The 19,656-nt window shown below is 59.4% G+C and carries 17 protein-coding genes and 2 pseudogenes; 13 read left to right on the forward strand and 6 right to left on the reverse strand.

Features of this window, described 5'->3' with window-relative positions; genetic code table 11:
* The first annotated feature begins 890 nt into the window (after positions 1-890).
* The gene (locus tag ACSQ9D_RS31145; protein WP_436285961.1) at positions 891-1,139 is read left to right on the forward strand and encodes a CopG family ribbon-helix-helix protein; all 249 of its coding nucleotides are present in this window, start codon (positions 891-893) and stop codon (positions 1,137-1,139) included.
* Positions 1,136-1,423, forward strand: a complete 288-nt coding sequence (locus tag ACSQ9D_RS31150) for a type II toxin-antitoxin system RelE/ParE family toxin (protein WP_436285640.1) — start codon at positions 1,136-1,138, stop codon at positions 1,421-1,423. The genes ACSQ9D_RS31145 and ACSQ9D_RS31150 overlap by 4 nt, the downstream gene beginning before the upstream one ends.
* Positions 1,424-1,890: 467 nt before the next feature.
* On the opposite strand, the gene ACSQ9D_RS31155 is transcribed toward ACSQ9D_RS31150, so the two are convergent.
* A complete protein-coding gene (locus ACSQ9D_RS31155) occupies positions 1,891-2,895 on the reverse strand; it encodes an inorganic phosphate transporter (protein ID WP_037125499.1) in 1,005 nt (334 codons plus the stop codon).
* Positions 2,895-3,536 (reverse strand): DUF47 family protein, encoded by a 642-nt coding sequence (locus ACSQ9D_RS31160; RefSeq protein ID WP_436285962.1) that lies wholly within the window; start codon positions 3,534-3,536, stop codon positions 2,895-2,897. The genes ACSQ9D_RS31155 and ACSQ9D_RS31160 overlap by 1 nt, the downstream gene beginning before the upstream one ends.
* 123 nt (positions 3,537-3,659) lie before the next feature.
* On the opposite strand from ACSQ9D_RS31160, the pseudogene ACSQ9D_RS31165 reads away from it, so the two are divergent.
* Positions 3,660-3,838 (forward strand): annotated as a pseudogene (locus ACSQ9D_RS31165) (LacI family transcriptional regulator); the annotation flags it as partial.
* 314 nt (positions 3,839-4,152) lie between these two features.
* On the forward strand, positions 4,153-4,680 hold the full coding sequence (locus ACSQ9D_RS31170) for an NUDIX hydrolase (protein ID WP_436285641.1): 528 nt from the start codon (positions 4,153-4,155) through the stop codon (positions 4,678-4,680).
* Positions 4,681-4,718: 38 nt separating this feature from the next.
* Here ACSQ9D_RS31170 and mctP read toward each other — a convergent pair whose 3' ends face one another.
* From mctP to ACSQ9D_RS31190, 4 genes and pseudogenes are all read right to left on the reverse strand, one after another.
* On the reverse strand, positions 4,719-6,200 hold the full coding sequence (gene mctP / locus ACSQ9D_RS31175; protein ID WP_436285642.1) for a monocarboxylate uptake permease MctP: 1,482 nt from the start codon (positions 6,198-6,200) through the stop codon (positions 4,719-4,721).
* Positions 6,190-6,390 (reverse strand): DUF3311 domain-containing protein, encoded by a 201-nt coding sequence (locus tag ACSQ9D_RS31180; RefSeq protein WP_051971004.1) that lies wholly within the window; start codon positions 6,388-6,390, stop codon positions 6,190-6,192. The genes mctP and ACSQ9D_RS31180 overlap by 11 nt, the downstream gene beginning before the upstream one ends.
* A 200-nt stretch (positions 6,391-6,590) precedes the next feature.
* Positions 6,591-7,247 (reverse strand): response regulator, encoded by a 657-nt coding sequence (locus tag ACSQ9D_RS31185; RefSeq protein ID WP_436285643.1) that lies wholly within the window; start codon positions 7,245-7,247, stop codon positions 6,591-6,593.
* Positions 7,244-8,621: pseudogene (locus tag ACSQ9D_RS31190) on the reverse strand (cache domain-containing protein). Before ACSQ9D_RS31190 ends, ACSQ9D_RS31185 begins: the two are co-directional and overlap by 4 nt.
* 818 nt (positions 8,622-9,439) lie before the next feature.
* Here ACSQ9D_RS31190 and ACSQ9D_RS31195 point away from each other — a divergent pair.
* The 9 genes from ACSQ9D_RS31195 to ACSQ9D_RS31235 all read left to right on the forward strand — a co-directional run bounded on the left by ACSQ9D_RS31195 (position 9,440) and on the right by ACSQ9D_RS31235 (position 19,419).
* A complete protein-coding gene (locus ACSQ9D_RS31195; protein WP_436285963.1) occupies positions 9,440-10,171 on the forward strand; it encodes a gamma-glutamylcyclotransferase in 732 nt (243 codons plus the stop codon).
* A 194-nt stretch (positions 10,172-10,365) separates the two neighbouring features.
* Positions 10,366-11,358: an MsnO8 family LLM class oxidoreductase gene (locus ACSQ9D_RS31200; RefSeq protein WP_436285644.1), complete on the forward strand. Its 993-nt coding sequence runs from the start codon at positions 10,366-10,368 to the stop codon at positions 11,356-11,358.
* A gap of 26 nt (positions 11,359-11,384) precedes the next feature.
* Positions 11,385-12,734, forward strand: coding sequence for an LLM class flavin-dependent oxidoreductase (locus ACSQ9D_RS31205; RefSeq protein WP_436285645.1), 1,350 nt, complete (start codon positions 11,385-11,387; stop codon positions 12,732-12,734).
* Between the two features lie 17 nt (positions 12,735-12,751).
* Positions 12,752-13,951 (forward strand): M20 aminoacylase family protein, encoded by a 1,200-nt coding sequence (locus ACSQ9D_RS31210; protein ID WP_436285646.1) that lies wholly within the window; start codon positions 12,752-12,754, stop codon positions 13,949-13,951.
* Positions 13,948-14,511: a GNAT family N-acetyltransferase gene (locus ACSQ9D_RS31215; protein WP_436285647.1), complete on the forward strand. Its 564-nt coding sequence runs from the start codon at positions 13,948-13,950 to the stop codon at positions 14,509-14,511. Before ACSQ9D_RS31210 ends, ACSQ9D_RS31215 begins: the two co-directional genes overlap by 4 nt.
* 38 nt (positions 14,512-14,549) lie before the next feature.
* Positions 14,550-16,328, forward strand: coding sequence for an amino acid ABC transporter permease/ATP-binding protein (locus tag ACSQ9D_RS31220; RefSeq protein ID WP_436285648.1), 1,779 nt, complete (start codon positions 14,550-14,552; stop codon positions 16,326-16,328).
* 92 nt (positions 16,329-16,420) lie between these two features.
* Entirely contained in the window at positions 16,421-17,365 is a 945-nt protein-coding gene (locus ACSQ9D_RS31225) for an ABC transporter substrate-binding protein (protein ID WP_436285649.1), read from the forward strand.
* A gap of 67 nt (positions 17,366-17,432) precedes the next feature.
* Positions 17,433-18,368: an ABC transporter substrate-binding protein gene (locus tag ACSQ9D_RS31230; RefSeq protein WP_436285650.1), complete on the forward strand. Its 936-nt coding sequence runs from the start codon at positions 17,433-17,435 to the stop codon at positions 18,366-18,368.
* Between the two features lie 13 nt (positions 18,369-18,381).
* Positions 18,382-19,419, forward strand: a complete 1,038-nt coding sequence (locus tag ACSQ9D_RS31235) for an LLM class flavin-dependent oxidoreductase (protein WP_436285651.1) — start codon at positions 18,382-18,384, stop codon at positions 19,417-19,419.
* Positions 19,420-19,656 lie beyond the last annotated feature (237 nt).

Below are 19,656 nucleotides of genomic sequence, written 5' to 3' on the forward strand. Positions count from 1 at the left end.
CGACACTGAAAACATATGTTTCCGCGAAATCGGGAGAAATCATACTGAGGTCTTCCACACCCTAGACTTTGGTGTGTCGGATCTTGCGGCATGGCCGAAAGCCGACGGCGCGCCCGTCGACCTCATCCGCCGGCGGGTTTTGTCGTAAGGCAACTCTATATTAGGAGAGTCTTAACTTTAGCGGCGCAGTCTACTCATTTCGCAGATGTAATCGGTCGCGACAGGCAACATCGACTATATGTGAATTCGATCCGTCTCTTCGGAGGCGGATCTTTTTCTTTGAGAAGCGCCCACCGAAAGCTCAAGGAGCGGCGTCGCGGGAGCTCGCACCGGCGGCGGCGCTGAAACGTTGGCGAATGATTTGCACAAACCACCCGCGATCCACCCAGCAAAAGCCCGGCGGGAGGGAATCGGCGCCGGGCCTTTGAACGGACCTGCAAACGAGCGATGCTGGTCCCACAGCGTGTATTTGAAGCGCTGCACTCCAAAAAACTAGCACGTGGCGCAAATGTTCCAGACCGCGGTAAATGATTTATCGGAGGCGGTGGCGTCGGCGGATGTCGTCCATAGTCCTGGCGGCACGCTGGCGGGCAACGTCACTGAAGGAGGATTTAGGGGTTCATATCCATTCGAGGCGAGGGAGCATCCCGAACCACTTTTCCACGTCGCCACGTGGACTACTGGGTGCGTGATTTGCGCCACGCATCAGTGATCTCGCTGCGAGCAGCGCCGATTAACTGCTCCATGGCGTGTCCCTTTTATCCGGCCACTCTGACCCCGGCGCGGCCCGGCCCTGTTCACCAAAACGAAAGTCGTCTCTCGTGAGCAGAACCTTGACGAACCATTTTGGTTCACTAATAATCAAAGTGAACCATGGAAAGTTAGGTACCATGACTGCTGCATTTACCGTGCGTGTTTCGGATGAAACCGCGAGCAAGCTTAGTCAGATCGCAGAAAAGCTGGATCGCTCCCGTGCCTACATGGCCGCCGAGGCCATTGAGGCTTTTGTTGAGCAGCAGGAGTGGCAGCTTGCCGAGATCGAGGCCGGGTTGGCTGAGGCCGATCGCGGCGAATTTGCCAGTGCCGACGATGTGGCGAAGGTCGTTGGGAAGTACGTCAAGTCTGCCCGTCAATCATGAGCGGGAAACGTATTTGCTGGACGCTTCGGGCGTTGCGGCGGCTTGATGAAATCGGCGCTCATATTGAGCAGGACAATCCCGATGCGGCAGCGCGCGGGATCGCCAGGATCGTGACGGCTGTCGATGTGCTCGCCGAATTACCCGCAAGTGGGCGGCCGGGCCGCATCAAGGGTACCCGTGAAGTGGTGCTCGCCGATATTCCCTACATCATCCCGTACCGCGTCAGTCGGGACATCGAGATTATCACCATGCACGCTCACCAGCGGTGGCCGTCGGGAATCTAGTCTTCACTATGGATTCAGAAATCACCCAGGCAGAAGAATGGTTGGCAGCACACACCTAATGCTTCCGCAAGCCGGCCGGGATCCATCTGAGCAGCAAAGCCCGGCGCGAAGGGGTTCGACGCCGGGCTTTTGACCGGACCTGCAAAGGGCGATGCTGGTCCGACAGCGTGGATCTGAAGCGCTGCACTTCAAGTAACCGTCACGTGGCACAAATGTTCCGGATCGCGGAGAATAGTTTTTCGGAGGTGGCACCGGGTCGCATCGGCGGACGTGGCATCACGCGAGATCTATGATTGCGGTCTTTCAGATCCATCATCGGACCAAACTTCACGATCGCTTATTCCAGCCGTGTAAAGCAGAGTGTTTGGTGCCAAATCTCCTTTCAATCTGGCTCGGACCTGCGATGGTCCCTTGGCGCCGTCGGAGCCCGAGTGTCGAAACTCGTTTTGCATGATCAGAGACGTTCGTCACCCAATCCTGTTCACGATCTGATAGGTCAGTGCCGCAATGGCTGCAGCGGCGGGGAGAGTTATCACCCACGCGACGACGATGTTGCCCGCCAATCCCCACCGCACAGCGGAAAGGCGCCGTGCGGCGCCGACGCCGATGATTGCACCTGTGATCGTATGGGTCGTCGAGACGGGGATACCGAGCCATGTCGCGGCAAACAACGTCAGCGCGCCACCCGTTTCCGCGCAGAAGCCCTGCATCGGATTGAGCCGTGTGATCTTGGAACCCATCGTATGGACGATCCGCCAGCCGCCGAACAATGTTCCAAGCGCCATTGCGGACTGGCAGGACAGGACGACCCAGAAAGGCACGTGGAATTCCCCTCCGCCATAGCCCTGGGAGTAGAGAAGCACGGCAATGATCCCCATTGTCTTCTGGGCGTCGTTACCACCATGGCCCAGTGAATAAAGGGAAGCGGAGACAAACTGCAGGACGCGAAATGTGCTGTCGACGACAAAGGGCGTCTGCCGGACGAAGATCCATGTCACGCACAGGACAAGGAAAAGCGCCAGAACGAAGCCCAGAAGCGGAGATAGCACGATAGCGCCGGCCGTTTTCAACAACCCCGACCATACAATGGCGCTCGTACCGGTCTTGGCCAACCCTGCACCGACCAGGCCGCCGACCAGCGCATGCGAGGAACTCGATGGTATGCCGAACATCCAGGTGACGATATTCCAGACGATGGCGCCCATCAGCGCGGCGAAGATGACCTGCGGTGTGACGATACCTGGATCGATGATACCGGTGCCCAGTGTTTCCGCCACATGCAGCCCGAAGAACAGGAAGGCGATGAAATTGAAGAAGGCCGCCCACAATACCGCATATTGCGGCCGCAAGACCCGGGTCGAGACGATGGTGGCAATCGAGTTGGCGGCATCGTGCAGTCCGTTCAAAAAATCGAAAAACAACGCGACCGCGATAAGGCCCGCAAGAAGCGGGAATGCGAGGGTGGCCTCCATCAGACGTTCTCGATCACGATGCCGTTGATTTCATTGGCGACGTCTTCGAAGCGGTCGACGACCTTCTCCAGCTCGCCATAGATCTCGCTGCCGATAATGTAGGCCATCGGGTTTGTCGCGCCGTGGCGGCGAAACAGATCCTTCAGGCCTAGGTCGTGCAGTTCATCGGAACGACCTTCAACCTTTACCACCTCTTCGGTCAGGACGCCGAGGCGCTGCGCGTTGGCGGCCATGCGATCCAGAAGGGGAATTGCTTCGGCCACGAGCTTGGCGGCCTGGACGATGATGCCGCCCATCTCCTGCATGCCGGGATCGAAACTGTTCTGTTCGAACAATCGGATCGTCTTGACCGTCTTGTGCATCATGTCGATGGCGTCGTCCATCGACATGATGAGATCCTTGATATCTCCCCGGTCGAATGGCGTTATGAAACTTCTCCGGACTGCGAGCAGTACCTCGCGCGTAATGTCATCCGCCTCGTCTTCGAGCGCGATGATGCGTTGACAATGCTGTTCCGTATCCTTGCCGGCAAGCAAGGCGTTCAGCGCTTCTGCCGCCCCGACCGTTGTGCGCGAATGCCTCTCAAAGAGATCAAAAAACCGATCTTCTCGCGGCATCAGTTTACGAAACCATTTCACTATTGGTGCTCCCAATTTCAGCTGTCATAAATCCGTCATAAAAGACCGAGCACGACATGAAAAGGTGACATGCCTTCGAAACGACGTCCTCCAACAGGTTAGCAACGGGATTCGAACCGCCTGCCCCCGGATCAGCTCTGCGTCGTCGGTTTCGATGATATCGAGCAATCGTCATGGTCGTCCTGCCAGTTGACAACGCTCGCACAGCCGGTCACTGCGATTGCTCGGGAGGCACAGAACGCAATGGGCGTTCGGTGAAATTACATGCGGATTTGATCTGGCGCGACTCAGTGCGGGGAGGGTGAACACGAGCCTTTTATCCCTAATCGACCAAGAAATCGCTTTCATCGTGAGCGATTCCCCGACAGACGACAGATGATCGTGGCGTTATATATGATTGTTTATATGGAATAAAATAGTTTTTATGACAGTTTTGTGACAATGCGTCTTGCAAACACCGTCGTCCTGCAGAAGCATAGTCAGCTAATGAACATTGACGGTTTGTTACTCGCGCCAGATATGCGGTGACGATGTCGGATTGTCATCTTGAGGATTGAACGGGACGAGCTTCTCCAGAGCCGGTCCATTAAGCCGGATGGGAGACCCGTGGTGGAAACGAATGCCTAAGAAGAAGAATAAAACCTATCTCGGGCAACTGGCGGCAGCGGCCGACAAGCTGTTTCAGGGCCAGGCGATCGATCAGTACGCCGCCATTTGCTACAGACGGCGGCCGGATAGCCAGGCGATCGAGGTTCTGTTGATCACGTCGCGTGAGACCGGTCGCTGGGTCATTCCGAAGGGCTGGGCCATGGACAAGCGGCTGCCGCATCAGGTTGCTGAGCGGGAGGCTTGGGAAGAGGCTGGTGTTAAGGGCAAGGCAAAGAAGAAGCCATTTGGTTATTACACGTACCTGAAGACGCTGGACACCGGTGGCAAGGTCCCCTCGATCGTGCAGGTCCATCTGGTCGAAATCGTCTCACTGCAGACGGAGTTCAAGGAGAAAGGGCAGAGGTCGATCGCCTGGTTCCCGCCTCATGAGGCGGCGACGCACGTTCGGGAACCGGAACTCAAGGGACTGCTCGGAAAGGTCGAGAGCTTATTGGGGCGTCAGGCAACCCGTGGAACGGTGGATCGTAAAGCAAGCTGAGATGGCGGCCGGAAACAAACCCGGCCGCCGATCTTTGCTTATTGTTGAGCCAGCGGGCTCGCACGTTTCGCCACTAGGCTGTTCACAGCAACGGCTACCACGATGTTTGCAGCGAGAGCGAGAAGCCCGGTGTACATCGTGAAACTCGTGTCGCCGATGGAGACCATATGGAGCGGCTTCCAACCGGCATCCCAGACCAGGAACGTGCCGCCGAAGAAACCGACGAACCAGCCTGCGAGCAGGCCCGGCGCTCGGAACCAGTTGGTGTAAAGACCGAAGACCAGCGCCGGAAGCGTCTGGAGGATCCAGATCCCGCCGAGAAGCTGAAGGTCGAGCGCAAACTGCGTCGGCAGGAAGATGATGACGAGAAGCGCGCCGATCTTGACCACGAGCGACGTCACCTTCGCGACCTTGGCTTCACCGGCATCGGACACCTGCGGATTGACGTAAGCCTTCCAGAAGTTACGGGTGAAGAGGTTGGCCGCACCAATGCTCATCACTGCCGCCGGCACCAGCGCGCCGATGGCAATCGCCGAGAAGGCAAAGCCCGCAAACCAGCTCGGGAACAGCGTCTGGAAGAGTGCTGGAACGACGTCGTTGGCGCTTTCGAGCTTCAGGCCCGCGGCGTGTCCCATATAGCCGAGCAGAGCCAGAAGGCCGAGCAGCAAAGTATAGGCCGGCAGCAGCACCGCGTTCTTGCGGATCGTGTTGCCGCTGTTCGAAGCGAAGATGCCGGTCAGTGTGTGCGGATACATGAAGGCTGCAAGCGCTGAACCGAGCGCCAGCGTCGCGTAGGCGACATACTGGTTGGGTGCCAGGAGCAAGCTGCCGGAGCCCTTCGCCTGGAACGCCGCGTCGGCGGCGGCAAAGACATTCGCATACCCGCCGAGCTTCGAGGGAATGAGCGCCACGGCGGCGATCACCACGATGTAGATCATGATGTCCTTGACGAAGGCGATCAGTGCCGGCGCTCGCAGGCCTGCCGAATAGGTATAGAGTGCCAGCACGATGAAGGCGATCGCCAGCGGCACCTCGCCGTGGAGACCAAGCGCCTTCAGCGCTGCGGTCATGCCGACCAGCTGCAAGGCAATATAGGGCATCGTGGCGATGACACCGGTTGCAGCGACGGCCAGCTCCAGCCCGCGCGAACCATATTGGCCGTGCACCACATCACCTGCGGTCACGTAGCCGAAATCCCTCGCCCGTTTCCACAGCACTGGCATGACCATGAAGACGAAGGGGTAGACGACGATAGTGTAGGGCAGCGCAAAGAAGCCGTAAGCGCCGACGGTATAGACCAGCGCCGGGACGGCGATGACCGTATAGGCGGTGTAGAAGTCGCCGCCGACCAAGAACCATGTGATCCACGTGCCGAAGCTGCGGCCGCCAAGACCCCACTCATCGATATGGGCAAGCGTCTTAGGCTTACGCCAGCGGGCGGCGACGAAACCCATGACCGTGACGAGCACGAAGAAGAAGATGAAGACGGCAAGCGCCGTGCCGTTGATCTCAGTCGTCATGGCGCGTGCTCCGGTAGGCGATCCAGGTCAGGAAGGCTGTGATCGGCACCCAGGCCAGCTGGTACCAGTAGAAGAAGGGGAAGCCGAAAACGACCGGGTCGTGAAAGTTATAGAAAGGTACCCAGAGGAGCCCGATATAGGGAATGATGAGCAGCCAGAGCGCCGCTCTCCTGGTGGAGTTTGTATTCACAATTGTTTCCTCTCGTCTTGAAACGCCCAAGTCGCGAGACTTGACCAAACGGAGATGTGCAAGCCCGCTAGAGTCAGTCACAAGTTGGCTCCGACCGCTGGCTTTCCTCCCCTGGGCACAGATCCTCCCCTGTGCGCCAAGACTGGCTAGCTTGGCGGCTTGGCGACAGCAAGAGAGGCAGGAGGCTGTCTTGTTTCGTGCTACCCACCAGTGGGTAGGTCAACCAGGAGGTCTGGATGTTCGAGCACGAAACGCACGAGCTCGGCGGTTGATGACAAACCCAGTTTCCGCTTGATATGCTTGCGATGGGTTTCCACCGTATTCTCGCTGATGGCGAGTTCAGTTGCGATCTCTCGATTGCTTTTCCCGGCGGCGATCAGGACAACAATTTCCTGCTCTCGGCCTGTCAGGCGCTCTCTTACGGATTGGCCGCCGGCATCCAGAAGCAGATCACGGACTCCGCTGGAGAAATAGGTGTCGCCACCCGCAACTTTCGTGATCGCCGTAACGATCTCATCGGTGGCAACTTCCTTGAGGATGTAGCCGGCAGCGCCACGCATAATCGAGGAGGAGATGTATTCTCGGCTGTCATGCATCGACAGCATGATGACTTTGGTCTCAGGGCTTTCATTCCGGATCAGCGCAATCGCGTCGATCCCGTTGATCTTCGGCATGTTGATGTCAACGAGAGCCACCTGTGGCCGACGTTCGCGAACCAGGGGAAGCGCTGTCGTCACGTCGTGTGCGAAACCGACCACCTCAATGTTTTGATAGGTATCCAGAACACCTTTGAGCCCCACCACGACTACCGGATGGTTGTCGATCAAGATCACTTTGATCGGCGAAGCGCTCGTCATGCCGCCTTCCCAATCAATGAGGGATCGCCGCCGGCAGATTTTGGAAGCATCACAAGTAAATTCGTTCCATCGTCTCCGCTGTCGATAATCATTAATCCGCCGAAATGGGCAACACGTTCGCGCATGTTTTGGAGACCGAGGCCCTCGGCCTGTCCCGCCGGCTTTAGGCCGAGCCCCCGACCGTTGTCCGATATCTGCATGCGTGCTCGTCCCTTCTCGGTCCACAACTTGATTTGCAACCGAGTGGCCTTCGCGTGGCGCTCCACATTGTTTAACGCCTCCTGGGCGACCCGGAAGATCGCGGTACGCGCGGGAGGTACGAGATCATCGATGAATTGCTGCATGTCCAGCGACAGTTCAACGCCCGTGCGTGCAGCGAATTTCTCCGCCAGATTGTTGATCGCGGCCGTCAGCCCCATGTCGTCCAGAGCTCTGGGCCTCAGATCGTGTGATATGCTGCGGATCTCGCGGATCGTGTTGCTCAGGGCCTTCACACTTTCGTCAATTGCCGACTTGAGATCTGCTGTGGCGTCCGTTGTTCGACGTCCAGCCGGTTCCATCGCAAATCGTACGCCGAGCAGTTCCTGCGAGATCCCGTCATGCAATTCGCGGGCGAGACGGGATCGCTCGGTCTCCTGCGTATCGATTACGCGCTGAGTGAGCTTCTTTAGCAGACCGTCCGCCATCTTCCTCTCGTCGAAGGTGACATAAAGACACGTTGAGAAGACAACCAAGACTGCAGGAACGGCGACCAGTGCGACGATAGCGAAGCTTTCCCGCGTTCGCTCCTGCATCGCAACATTTGCAGCTTTGGTCTGAGCATAGACATCGTCGAGATACGCCGGTCCCAAGGACCCAATTCCATTTGGGAAGAGCCAGAACATAAGAAATCTTGTCTGCAGTCGCGCCCGTTGAGGGCTTCTGCCATTTATATTGATGGAGCCCGCCGCCATCGCGAGCCGTCCTTATCAGCTCGCTGATGACCGGGTCGCCATCGGAGTCGACCAGTTCGAGCGAGTTTTTTCCGTGCCGGAACAATTGTCGTGGGTGAACGATATTGTTGCCATCATAGTCGTAAACAAAAAAGTACCCGTCCTTGCCGTAGTCGAGCGAGGTCAGTATCTGCGCGACGCGGTTTTTTGCGAGTTCGTCGTCGGAGGAAGCCTGGTCGTAGATCGACTGTATGGATGACAGCGCAACACTTGTCAGATTTGCGATCTCCGCTTCCTTGGATTTCAGCATGTTTTCCTGGAAAGCATCGATATTGCTTTGGGCGAGCCGAGTGGATTGCCATGTCAGAAACAACGTGACGCACACGGTGACGACGATCAGGGGCACAACTGCAAGCACCAGAAGCTTTTGCCGAAATGTCATCGAACTCCTGTCCTTTCCAATCGCTCAGCCCTAAAGACGCAAATGCTTCGTGGTTTAATCGGTCACCGATGGGCAGATCACGGCTCCGAAACGCCCGCCTCTTCTAGGGGCCGTTGTCCAAAGCAACGCGCAGGCAACAGCTAAGTCTCCCTTGCAGAGTTCATCGCTCAAGGCACGTAATTTGCCGTTCGACGCTCAGCCGCAGATAACCTTAGCCCGTTCTGATCGTGACTCTGCAAGGAAACGGAGCCCGTAGCCTTCAAAGAAACCTCTGTTTCCTAAGTGCATGAGGGTGGCGCTTTGGTCCAGCCCTTTTTCATACAGAGAAGGGGCCTGCTGCGGTTGCTTGGCGGCAGCTGCTATTTGCCACAAGATTTCAAACCGTCGATAAAAAGCGCGGCTGTCTCTTCATGGCGGCCCTCGGTGCGATCGAACCGCCCTGATCCGGTCGCAACGATGGGAGCGAAATTTAGCGCGCCGCTGAAGCGCAACAAGATCTGCAGTTCAAAGCCTTGCGGGACGCTCAAGAATGGACCGGTGCGCAAAGCCAGCGCGGAACCGCGGTCACATTTTTCTCAGCCGCGGTTTGCTGCACAAAAATTCTCTCACACCCTTACCAAGACGTACAAAATACAATCTATAATCTTTATGGATTAAATCTAATATTTCCCTGTCTGCCCGCGGTGCCAGTCGCGCGTGGGAAGCATGCAGTCGAAAGCCATCCACTGTCTCGCGGTGGTCGCATCGTTTGGTTTCATCGTTATCGGACTGCTCTGAGCGGCTGATCAGCCGCCGCAGTGGAAAAGAAGTATGCCGTGATGCAACATTCAATGCACATATCAAGGATGTCTTTGACGGAGGATCTGGTTTCTCGCAGCTTCCGGCTAGAAGTCGATCCCGGCCCGGAACCGCATCGAGCGCCGCTCGCCGATAGCGAGATTGAGGCCCTGACGCTTCGGCTCTTGGCCGAATGCGGGCAGGAACCGCTTTGGGTTTTCGCCTATGGATCGCTGATCTGGAAGCCGGATTTTGCTGCCGTCGAAGCTCGTCATGGCACCGCAACCGGCTGGCACCGATCATTTTGTCTCGAGATGACCCGTTGGCGCGGTTCGCGCACGCAGCCTGGGCTCATGATGGCGCTTGATCACGGAGGTCGCTGCAATGGCGTCGCGTTCAGACTGAGCGACGACGATCGCCTCGGCCAGATCCGTCGCATGATCCGGCGTGAGGTCGGCACATTGGACGATGCTTCTAGCGTTCGCTGGCTCCCGATTCAGACAAAGCAGGGGAGAGTGCGAGCGCTGGTCTTCTGGGCCGGCCCAAAAGGTGATCGCGTGTTGCGAAAGCTGCCATTGGACGCAGTCGCGAGCGTTCTTGCTCGAGCGTGCGGGCATATGGGATCTTGCGCAGAGTATTTGTATCTGACCGTGAAGCATCTGGAGGAATGGGGTATTCGCGATCGGAATCTCTGGCAGCTTCAGAAGTTGGTAGCCTCCGAACTGAGGGCCATTCATGGCCTCGACATGGTCAAGATCCGATCATCCGCCTGAACATGCAGGGGCCCGGGGGTGACACGCCTTCGTGCGCCTGGCAGACGTGACGTCGCCTTAAGTGAAATGAATTGCCCGTCCCCCAGGGGCAGCTTTTTTCCCGCAGCGCCGATCAATAAGAACGTCATTCCTTATAATCCATGTTGTCTACTGATTTGATAGATAATTATGCGACTTAAAGGAAGATCGGCGCTATGACCTACCTTCTCAGCCTTCTCGACAAGAGCCCTCTAGACCAGGGCAGGGATGGCGCTTTCGCGCTCCAAGCAACGGCGCGGCTCGCGGCAAAGGCCGAAGAACTCGGCTATCACCGTTTCTGGGTCGCCGAACATCATGACATGACAAATCTCGCAAGTTCTGCGCCCGAGGTCCTGATCGCCTATCTGCTCGCCAAGACCTCGAAGATCCGCATCGGCTCCGGCGGCGTCATGTTGCAGCACTACAGTGCCTACAAGGTCGCCGAAACGTTCAACCTTCTCGCCTCCCTGGCGCCGGGTCGTGTCGATCTCGGTGTCGGCAAAGCACCCGGAGGCTTTCCGCTTTCGACACGAGCCCTGCAGACGGCCATTGATCCGGCCAGGAAAGCGGATTTCGCCGACCAGCTATCAGACATCAATACCTACCTTGCGGCCGATCCGAACTACGAAGGCGCCAAGGCAACTCCCTTTCCGCCATCCGCGCCGGAGCGCTTTCTGCTCGGTGCCAGCGTCGAGAGTGCCGAGCTTGCCGCGAGCAAGGGCTGGGAGCTTGTTTTCGCCGGTCATCTCAATGGGGATCCAGAAAATCTGCGCAAGACCTTCGAGGCCTACCGGCGCGCCTCCGGCGGTAAGAGCCCCATCCTGGCGCTTGCTGCCTTTGCAGCCGATAGCGAGGAGTACGCCCGCGAGCGGGTGGGTAACCTTCGCATCGTCAAGGTGTTCCTGCCCAACGGCCAGAGCGTCAATGTCGGCAGCGAGGAACAGGCGGCCGAATTCGCCCGCCAGGCGGGTGCTACCGACTACCGGACGGAGGAGAAGGTGCCGAGCGTGCTGCATGGCACGGCGGCGCAGATCCGCAAGGAACTCGACGAGTTGCATCGCCTCTATGGCGTAAAGGAATTCGTCCTCGACACACCGGCCCTTCCAGCTGCCGAACGTCTCTCTTCGATCGAGCTGCTCGCCAAGGAGCGGCTTTCCCTCGTCGCCTGATTGTTTTCAAAGAGGATTTGATCCCCATGGCTCAGAAACGCGTCACCTTCGGCATCATGCTGCAAGGCCCCGGCGGCCACATGAACGCCTGGAAGCATCCAAGCAGCCCTGCCGATGCGAGCGTCAATTTCGATTTCTTCGTCAGGACTGCCCGGAAGGCCGAGGAAGCCGGGATCGCCTTTGCCTTCGTTGCCGACGGCCTTTACATCAACGAGCAGTCGATCCCCCATTTTCTCAACCGCTTCGAGCCGCTGACCATCCTGTCGGCGCTTGCTGCATCGACTTCCAAGCTCGGCCTCGTCGCTACGGTCTCGACCTCCTATAGCGACCCCTTCACGATCGCCCGCCAGTTCGCCTCGATCGACCTCATCAGCGGTGGTCGCGCCGGCTGGAACGCGGTGACCTCGCCGCTTGAGGGATCGGGCCGGAATTACAGCCGCGAACATCCCGAACACGAGCTGCGCTACGAGATCGCCGAGGAATATATCGATGCCATCAAGGGCCTTTGGGATTCCTGGGACGACGACGCCTTTGTCCGCGACCGCGATAAGGGCGTCTATGCCGACACGACGAAGATGCATCGCCTGAACCACAAGGGCCGTTTCTTCCGCATCGAGGGGCCGCTGAATATCGGCCGCTCGAAACAGGGCCAACCGGTGGTCTTCCAGGCAGGTGCCTCGGATTCCGGCATCAGGCTCGCCGGCAAGCATGCCGATGCCGTCTTCACCAATGGCGGGCCGTTTACGGAGGCGCAGGCCTTCTATCGCCAGCTCAAGGACAGCGTGATCGCGCATGGCCGCAGTGCTGCGGAAGTCGGTATCTATCCGGGTATCGGACCGATCGTCGGTGCAACGCCAGAAGAAGCGGAAGCCAAGTACCAGGCGATCCGGAGCCTCGTCACGACAGAGGAGGCGCTGCTCTATCTCGGCCGCTTCTTCGATCATCATGATTTCAGCGTCTATCCGCTCGACGAAGCCTTCCCAGATATCGGCGATATCGGCCGCAACAACTTCCGCGCCACCACCGACCGCATCAAGAAGACCGCGCGCGAGAAGGGCCTGACGCTTCGTGAAATCGCGCTCGATGTCGCGACCCCCAGGACGGCCTTCATCGGTACGGCTGCGCACATTGCCGATGAGATCATCCGCTGGGTGGATGGCGATGCCGCCGACGGGTTCATCCTTGGCTTCCCGGTCATTGCCGAGGGCTTCGATGATTTCTCCAGGGACGTTCTGCCGATCCTCACAGAGCGAGGCTATTTCGATCCGGTCCTGAAGGGCGAGACGCTGCGCGATCATCTCGGCCTGCCCTTCCGCGAAAGCCGGTATGCGGCCGGCGCCGATCAGCTTGAGCGCGGAAAGGCCGTCGGCGCCTGAGGCGCTGACGAACCGTCATGGACGTCATCGCTCAGAACCCGCGCAGCAACGATCCGGTCGAGAAGGGCATCGCCGCTTATCTCGAAGAGATCATCGCGCTTCGCCACGATCTGCACCAATATCCGGAGCTTGCGTTCCAGGAGTTGCGCACCAGCAAGCTCGTGGCATCCCGCCTTTCCTCCTGGGGCTACGAGGTGGCGACGGGCATTGCCGGCACCGGCATCGTCGCCACCCTCAGGCGCGGCAACGGCAAGAAGCGGATCGGTATCCGCGCCGACATGGACGCGCTGCCGATCGAAGAGGCGACCGGTCTTGCCTATGCCAGCAGCAATCCCGGCGTCATGCATGCCTGCGGCCATGACGGGCATACGTCGATCCTGCTTGCCGCCGCCCGCTATCTTGCCGAGAGCGGCAATTTCAGCGGCACGCTGCGGCTGATCTTCCAGCCCGCCGAGGAAATCGGCGCCGGCGCCCGCAAGATGATCTCGGAAGGCCTGTTCGAACGTTTCCCTGTCGATGCGGTCTTCGGGCTGCACAACTGGCCGGGTGTGCCGACGGGCCAATTCGGCTTCGTCACCGGCCCGGCCATGGCTTCGGTCGACCAGGCGATCATCAAGATCATCGGCAAGGGCGGCCATGGCGCCGAGCCGCACCGGGCTGTCGATCCGGTGCTTGCGTCGGCCTCCTTCATCACCGCCCTGCAGAGCGTCGTTTCCCGCAATGTCGACCCGCAGGACATGGCGGTCGCGACCGTCGGCTCGATCCATGCGGGCTCCGCCTCGAACGTCATCCCGGAAAGCGTGGAGATGAAGCTGACCATGCGGGCCTTCAGCGAGACGGTCCGCCAGCTGTTGCAGCAGCGCATTCCCGCACTTGCCCGCGCCCAGGCCGAAAGCTTCGGTGCCGAGGCGGATGTGAATTACCGCCTCGGCTTTCCGGCACTGGTCAATCACGCGAGGGAAACCGAGTTCGCCAGCCGCGTCGCATATGACGCACTCGGCCCTGCGGCGATCGAAAAGGATTTCCGGCCAAGAACAGCGAGCGAGGATTTCGCCTTCATGCTGCAGGCAAATCCCGGCAGCTACCTTTTCGTCGGGAATGGTGACAGCGCTCCTCTCCACAGCGCCCACTACAATTTCAACGACGCGATCATCGCGCCCGCCGCCCGCTATTGGGTGCGGCTCGCCGAAACCTTCCTCACTGATGACAATGGGTGATGAACGATATGAGCGATACGTTTCTCTATACCAGCCCTCTCGACCCACGCGCCAAGCCGCTGATCGATGAATTGATCTACGAATATGACAGCCGCTACGGCACCTATTTCAATGCCGAAGGTGCTGCGGCCGAGCTCAACCGCTATCCTCCTGAAGCCTTTGCGCCGCCTCACGGCAATTTTCTGTTGCTGGTTCGCGATGGCGAAACCATCGGTGGTGGCGCCTTCAAGAACTATGACGAGCGCACGGCCGAGTTCAAGCGCATCTGGACCCGCTCCGATCTGCGCCGCCAGGGCCTTGCCCGCAAGGTGCTGGTGGAACTGGAGGCCCAGGCCGCCCGCCAAGGCTATTCCCGCATTTACCTGACGACCGGCTTTCGCCAGCCCGAAGCCGTCGGCCTCTATCTGAACTACGGCTACACAGCTCTCTTCGACACCTCCGCCGATCCCGAGATCTACAAGAGCCTGCCCTTCGAGAAGGACATCAAGCATCTGTCTCAGGCGGCTCTCGAAGATGAGGTGGCCGAACCACGCCTGCGCCTGGCAGGCGCAAATCACTGAAAGCGGCGAAGACCAATAAATTATAAAAGGGAAGCACAATGGCACTGACGACGGATTTCGCGGGCATCGACCCCGGCAGCAGGACGGCAGAACCAAAGCAGGACTATTCCCGGTATCGCATCGTGCCGGCGCGCCATCCCGAACGGTTGGCAGGCACGATCTTCGCCGCCCTCGTCATCGTCGCCGTGCTCTATTCCACCTTCACCAATCCGCGCTGGGGTTGGGGCGTCTTTGCCGAATGGTTCTTCGCCGAGCCCGTGCTCGTCGGCCTCGGCAGGACGCTGCTCTTGACCGCGCTTGCCGCCATATCAGGTTCCATCCTGGGAACGGCTTTGGCTCTGGCGCGCGTTTCCAAGTCGCCGCTGCTCGCCGGTCTCTCCTGGGGCTACATCTGGCTACTGCGCTCGATCCCGGTCATCGTGCTACTGCTGATCTTGAACAATCTTGGCTACCTCTATGAGACGATCAAGATCGGCATCCCCTTCACCAATACGATCTTCCTCGACTATCCCACAGTGCAACTGCTGACGCCTTTTGCCGCCGCCTTCCTCGGGCTCACGCTCAACCAGTCGGCCTTCTTCGCCGAGATCGTGCGCGGCGGCATTCTCTCTGTAGATAACGGTCAGCTGGAGGCCGCCGCGGCTCTCGGCCTGCCGCGCCGCCGCCAGGCCTTCCGCATCGTGCTGCCGCAGGCCATGCGCTCGATCCTGCCGACCGGCTTCAACGAACTCATCGGATTGGCGAAAAGCACGTCGATGGTTTACGTGCTGGCGTTGCCGGAGCTCTTCTATACGGTCCAGGTGATCTATCGCCGCAATCTCGAAGTCATTCCGCTGCTGATGGTCGCGACCGTCTGGTATCTGATCATCATGACGGTGCTGTCGGTCGCCCAGCACTACATCGAGCGCTATTTCTCCAAGGGGGCCGTGCGCAATCCGACGCCGTTGCCCTTCCAGGTCTTCTTCGAGCGGTTCCGCCGTCCGTTGCCCGCTCTCGACACGGCGACCGACACCGCGCGCAAGATCGGCTTCCGGGATGCGGTGGCCCTGCGGGCTGCGGGCGGCGCGGTGCGCATTCATGGTATTTCCAAAAGCTTCGGTTCGCTGAAGGTGCTCGATGCTGTCGAGCTCAGCCTGCCGGCCGGCAGCGTGACCGCCATCCTTGGCCCGTCGGGCTCCGGCAAGTCGACGCTGTTGCGTGCCATCAACCATCTGGAGCGTGTCGATGGGGGCTTCATTTCCGTCGATGGCGATTTCGTCGGCTACAGCAGGAAGGGCGATATGCTCTACGAGCTCAAGGAGAAGGATATCCTCAGGCGCCGCGCCGATATCGGCATGGTCTTCCAGAGCTTCAATCTCTTCCCACATCTGACCGTGCTCGAAAACCTCATCGAGGCGCCGATCCAGGTTCGCGGCATCAGCCGCGAGGAAGCGGTGCAACTGGCGCAGGAGCTTTTGGCACGCATCGGGCTCAGTGACAAGATCAACGCCTATCCGCGCCAGCTCTCCGGCGGCCAGCAGCAGCGCGTGGCGATCGCCCGCGCGCTGGCGCTCCGTCCGAAGGTACTGCTTTTCGACGAGCCGACATCGGCGCTCGATCCCGAGCTCGTCGGCGAAGTGCTCGATGTCATCAAGGAACTTGCCCGCACCGGTACGACACTCGTCATCGTCACCCATGAAGTCGGTTTTGCCCGCGAGGTCGCCGACACCGTCGTCTTCATGGAAAGCGGCCGCATTCTGGAGGCTGGCCCGCCGGCGCGCATCTTCAACGATGCGGAGCATCCCCGAACACGCGAATTCCTCGCCAAAGTTCTCTAGCGCAAAACAGCGCTGGCGAAATGCCGGGCCGCGACGGGCTGCTCCGGCCGACTGACAAAAGCAACAACCTAAAGATGAAATGGAGAAGGGCTATGACATTTGTAGTTAGGGCAAGGCTTGTGATAGCGGGAGCCATCACCATCGCCGCAATCGGTTTCGGTTCCGCTCAGGCGCAGCAGAAGTTCGATCTCAGCCCCGAGCAGCCGAACCGGCTGCGGGTGGAAAAGAACGAGAAGCGCATCGCCGAAGTCAAGGACTTCAAGTTCGTCGAAAACGGCGTCTTCACCGTCGGCATCAGCTCGAGCGGCAATCTTCCGCTGCATGATTATGCCTCTGATTCCAAGACGGTCATCGGCTATGACGTCGATCTCGCGCAGGCCATTGCCGACAGCCTGGGTCTGAAGCTCGAACTCGTTTCCGTCGCCTGGGCCGATTGGCCGCTGGGGCTGACCTCCGGAAAGTTCGACGCGGTGATTTCGAACGTGACGGTCACGGAAGAGCGCAAGGAGAAATTCGACTTCTCGACCTATCGCAAGGATGAGCTTGGCTTCTACGTCAAGGCCGACAGCCCGATCACGGCGATCAAGGAGCCGAAGGAAATTGCCGGCCTGAAGGTCATCACCGATGCCGGCACCAACCAGGAGAAGATCCTGCTGGAATGGGACCGCGAGAACGTCGTGGCCGGCCTGAAGCCGATCGAGGTGCAATATTACGACGATGATGCGGTCAAGGACCTGGCCGTCCAATCGGGAAGGGCGGATGCCGTCTTCAGCGTGAACGCGACACAGGCCTACGCCGCGGGGATAAATGCCAAGACCAAGCTCGTCGGCACCGTCAGCGGCGGTTGGCCGATCACCGCCGAGATTGCGGTCACCACACGCAAGGGCAGCGGCCTGGCGGCGCCCTTGACCGATGTCGTCAACGACCTGATCGCCAGCGGCGCCTACCGGAAGATCCTCGATACATGGAATCTTGGTCCGGAAGCGATCGACAAGGCTCAGACCAACCCGCCCGGCCTGCCGAAGAGTGGCTCCTGATCGGTTCCTTTTGGGCCGGCAGCATTGCTGCCGGCCATTCCTGCCTGACAGTTGGAGATTGAAGACGATGATTGCCCTTCCGGCATTCCGGACCCTGCTGATCGCCGCCATGGCGTCTGCGCTTTCCTTCGGCGCAGCCCATGCAGCCGATGATTTCGACCTCAGCCCGCAACAGCCGGGCCGGCTCCACGCCCCCAGGAACGATGCGGCCATCGCTGCGATCCCGAAAGATTTCAAGTTCGTCACACCAGGCAAGTTCACCATCGCCGTCAGCCCCGGCGGCCCTCCGCTTGCCACGTATGCCACGGATGCCAAGACCGTGGTCGGGGCAGATCCCGACTATGCCTACGCCATTGCCGACAGTCTCGGCCTGAGGCTCGAGATCGTGCCCGTCGCCTGGATCGACTGGCCGCTTGGCCTTACCTCGGGCAAATATGATGCCGTTATCTCCAATGTCGGCGTCACCGAGCAGCGCAAGGAGAAGTTCGATTTCTCCACTTACCGCCAGGGTCTGCACGGTCTCTTCGTGAAATCCGACAGTCCTGTCGCCGCAATCAAGGAGCCCAAGGACGCCGCCGGCCTTAGGATCATCGTCGGTGCCGGCACCAATCAGGAGCGCATCCTGGTGAAGTGGAGTGACGAAGATGTTGCCGCGGGCCTGAAGCCGATCGAACTGCAATATTATGACGACGAGGCGGCAAGCCTTCTCGCGCTGCGTTCCGGCCGGGCCGATGTCATCGTGCAACCGCATGCGCAGCTGGTCTTCATCGCCGCGCGTGACAAGAACATCAAGCGCGTCGGCACGCTGAGCGCCGGTTGGCCGGAGCGCTCGGATGTCGCGATCGCCACGCGCAAGGGGAGCGGACTTGCCGATGCCCTGACGATCGCCACCAACGGCCTGATTGCCAACGGAACCTACGCGAAAATCCTCGACCGCTGGCAGTTGGCCGAAGAAGCCTTGCCGAAGTCTAAGACCAATCCAGCCGGCCTGCCAAAATATTGACGGTTGTAGGACAATGAGCACTAGATCCGTTTTAATCGGCCATATCGGCTTTCTTACCCCAGGCAACTATCCGGCCAGCGATCCGCTTCTTGGCCTGGAAAAGACGCTGCAGTTGCTGAACTACGGCGAGGAACTCGGGTTTAACAGCGCCTGGGTCCGCCAGCGGCATCTGGAGGCGGGAATCTCGTCGGCAACCGCCATTCTCGCTGCGGCAACCCAGCGCACGAGCCACATCCAACTTGGCACTGCCGTCATTCCGATCGGCTACGAAAGTCCCTATCGGCTGGCCGAAGATCTTTCGACAGTCGACGTGCTGTCGCGCGGCCGGTTGAATGTGGGTTTAAGTACCGGCCGCCCGCTGCACGCCGATCTCATCGGTCCGCTCACGTTCGATGGTGATTGGGAGAAGTTCGACTTCTCACACGACCGCGTGCTTCGCTTCAGGGACAATCTTCGCGGCTCCCATCTCGGTGACGAGAATACTTTCATCAAGACGCCATTTGGTCCGCAGCGGCCGCGGTTGCATCCGCACGCAAAGGGCCTGGTTGATCGCATCTGGTATGGCGCAGGCTCGCTGCGTTCCGCAGGATGGGCAGGGCGCAACGGCTTCAATCTGTTGATCGGAAATGTCACGACCGGGGAGGAGACTGACGAGTTCTTCGTTGCCCAGTCTCGCCAGCTGGAAACCTATCGTGCTGCCGGCGGCGCGCGGTGTCGGGTCGCACTTGGTCGCGTCATTGTCCCGTTCGACAGTGCCGACGCTATCACGCGTAGACGTTATTCGACATACGCTGCCGGCCGCCATGAACGCACGCTGTCCCCGCAGGGCGAGCGCCGCACCCTCTTCGCCCGGGATATCGTCGGCACCTCGGAGCAGATCCTAGAGCAGCTGTTTGCCGACACTATCCTGCCTGATGTCAGCGAGTTGCGGCTGGAACTTCCCTACGAGTTCGAGGACGAGGAATACCGACAGATCATCCATGATTTCGTGACGCGGATTGCGCCGGAACTTGGATGGAGCCCGTCGCATGCCATCCGGGCGGCCTCGTGAACAGGCCTTCGCCCTTTGTCCACCACAGGAGCGCCAAAGTGGCAAAACCATGCGATAGCCCAGCCGATCTGATTGGGAAACACACCGCGTCTTGGCCGTCGCAATGATCGCCAAAACAGGAACCTTTGCGCCCTCATCCTCGCAAGGATCGAACATCTTGACCCTGGCCGGCAGCGCAAAGACCGCACCGCCTGGGGCAACAGACCGACCGTATTGACAAGACCGTTCGCAGCCACC

Origin of the sequence: Rhizobium sp. LjRoot258, assembly GCF_964254185.1 — a bacterium.
Lineage (GTDB): Bacteria > Pseudomonadota > Alphaproteobacteria > Rhizobiales > Rhizobiaceae > Rhizobium.

What these genes read in the sequence shown, in the direction of transcription:
- ACSQ9D_RS31145 (WP_436285961.1), top strand. Translation starts at nt 891, where the DNA reads ATGACTGCTGCATTTACCGTGCGTGTTTCGGATGAAACCGCGAGCAAG.
- ACSQ9D_RS31150 (WP_436285640.1), top strand. Translation starts at nt 1,136, where the DNA reads ATGAGCGGGAAACGTATTTGCTGGACGCTTCGGGCGTTGCGGCGGCTT.
- ACSQ9D_RS31155 (WP_037125499.1), bottom strand. Translation starts at nt 2,895, where the DNA reads ATGGAGGCCACCCTCGCATTCCCGCTTCTTGCGGGCCTTATCGCGGTC.
- ACSQ9D_RS31170 (WP_436285641.1), top strand. Translation starts at nt 4,153, where the DNA reads ATGCCTAAGAAGAAGAATAAAACCTATCTCGGGCAACTGGCGGCAGCG.
- mctP (WP_436285642.1), bottom strand. Translation starts at nt 6,200, where the DNA reads ATGACGACTGAGATCAACGGCACGGCGCTTGCCGTCTTCATCTTCTTC.
- ACSQ9D_RS31185 (WP_436285643.1), bottom strand. Translation starts at nt 7,247, where the DNA reads ATGACGAGCGCTTCGCCGATCAAAGTGATCTTGATCGACAACCATCCG.
- ACSQ9D_RS31195 (WP_436285963.1), top strand. Translation starts at nt 9,440, where the DNA reads ATGCAACATTCAATGCACATATCAAGGATGTCTTTGACGGAGGATCTG.
- ACSQ9D_RS31200 (WP_436285644.1), top strand. Translation starts at nt 10,366, where the DNA reads ATGACCTACCTTCTCAGCCTTCTCGACAAGAGCCCTCTAGACCAGGGC.
- ACSQ9D_RS31205 (WP_436285645.1), top strand. Translation starts at nt 11,385, where the DNA reads ATGGCTCAGAAACGCGTCACCTTCGGCATCATGCTGCAAGGCCCCGGC.
- ACSQ9D_RS31210 (WP_436285646.1), top strand. Translation starts at nt 12,752, where the DNA reads ATGGACGTCATCGCTCAGAACCCGCGCAGCAACGATCCGGTCGAGAAG.
- ACSQ9D_RS31220 (WP_436285648.1), top strand. Translation starts at nt 14,550, where the DNA reads ATGGCACTGACGACGGATTTCGCGGGCATCGACCCCGGCAGCAGGACG.
- ACSQ9D_RS31225 (WP_436285649.1), top strand. Translation starts at nt 16,421, where the DNA reads ATGACATTTGTAGTTAGGGCAAGGCTTGTGATAGCGGGAGCCATCACC.
- ACSQ9D_RS31230 (WP_436285650.1), top strand. Translation starts at nt 17,433, where the DNA reads ATGATTGCCCTTCCGGCATTCCGGACCCTGCTGATCGCCGCCATGGCG.
- ACSQ9D_RS31235 (WP_436285651.1), top strand. Translation starts at nt 18,382, where the DNA reads ATGAGCACTAGATCCGTTTTAATCGGCCATATCGGCTTTCTTACCCCA.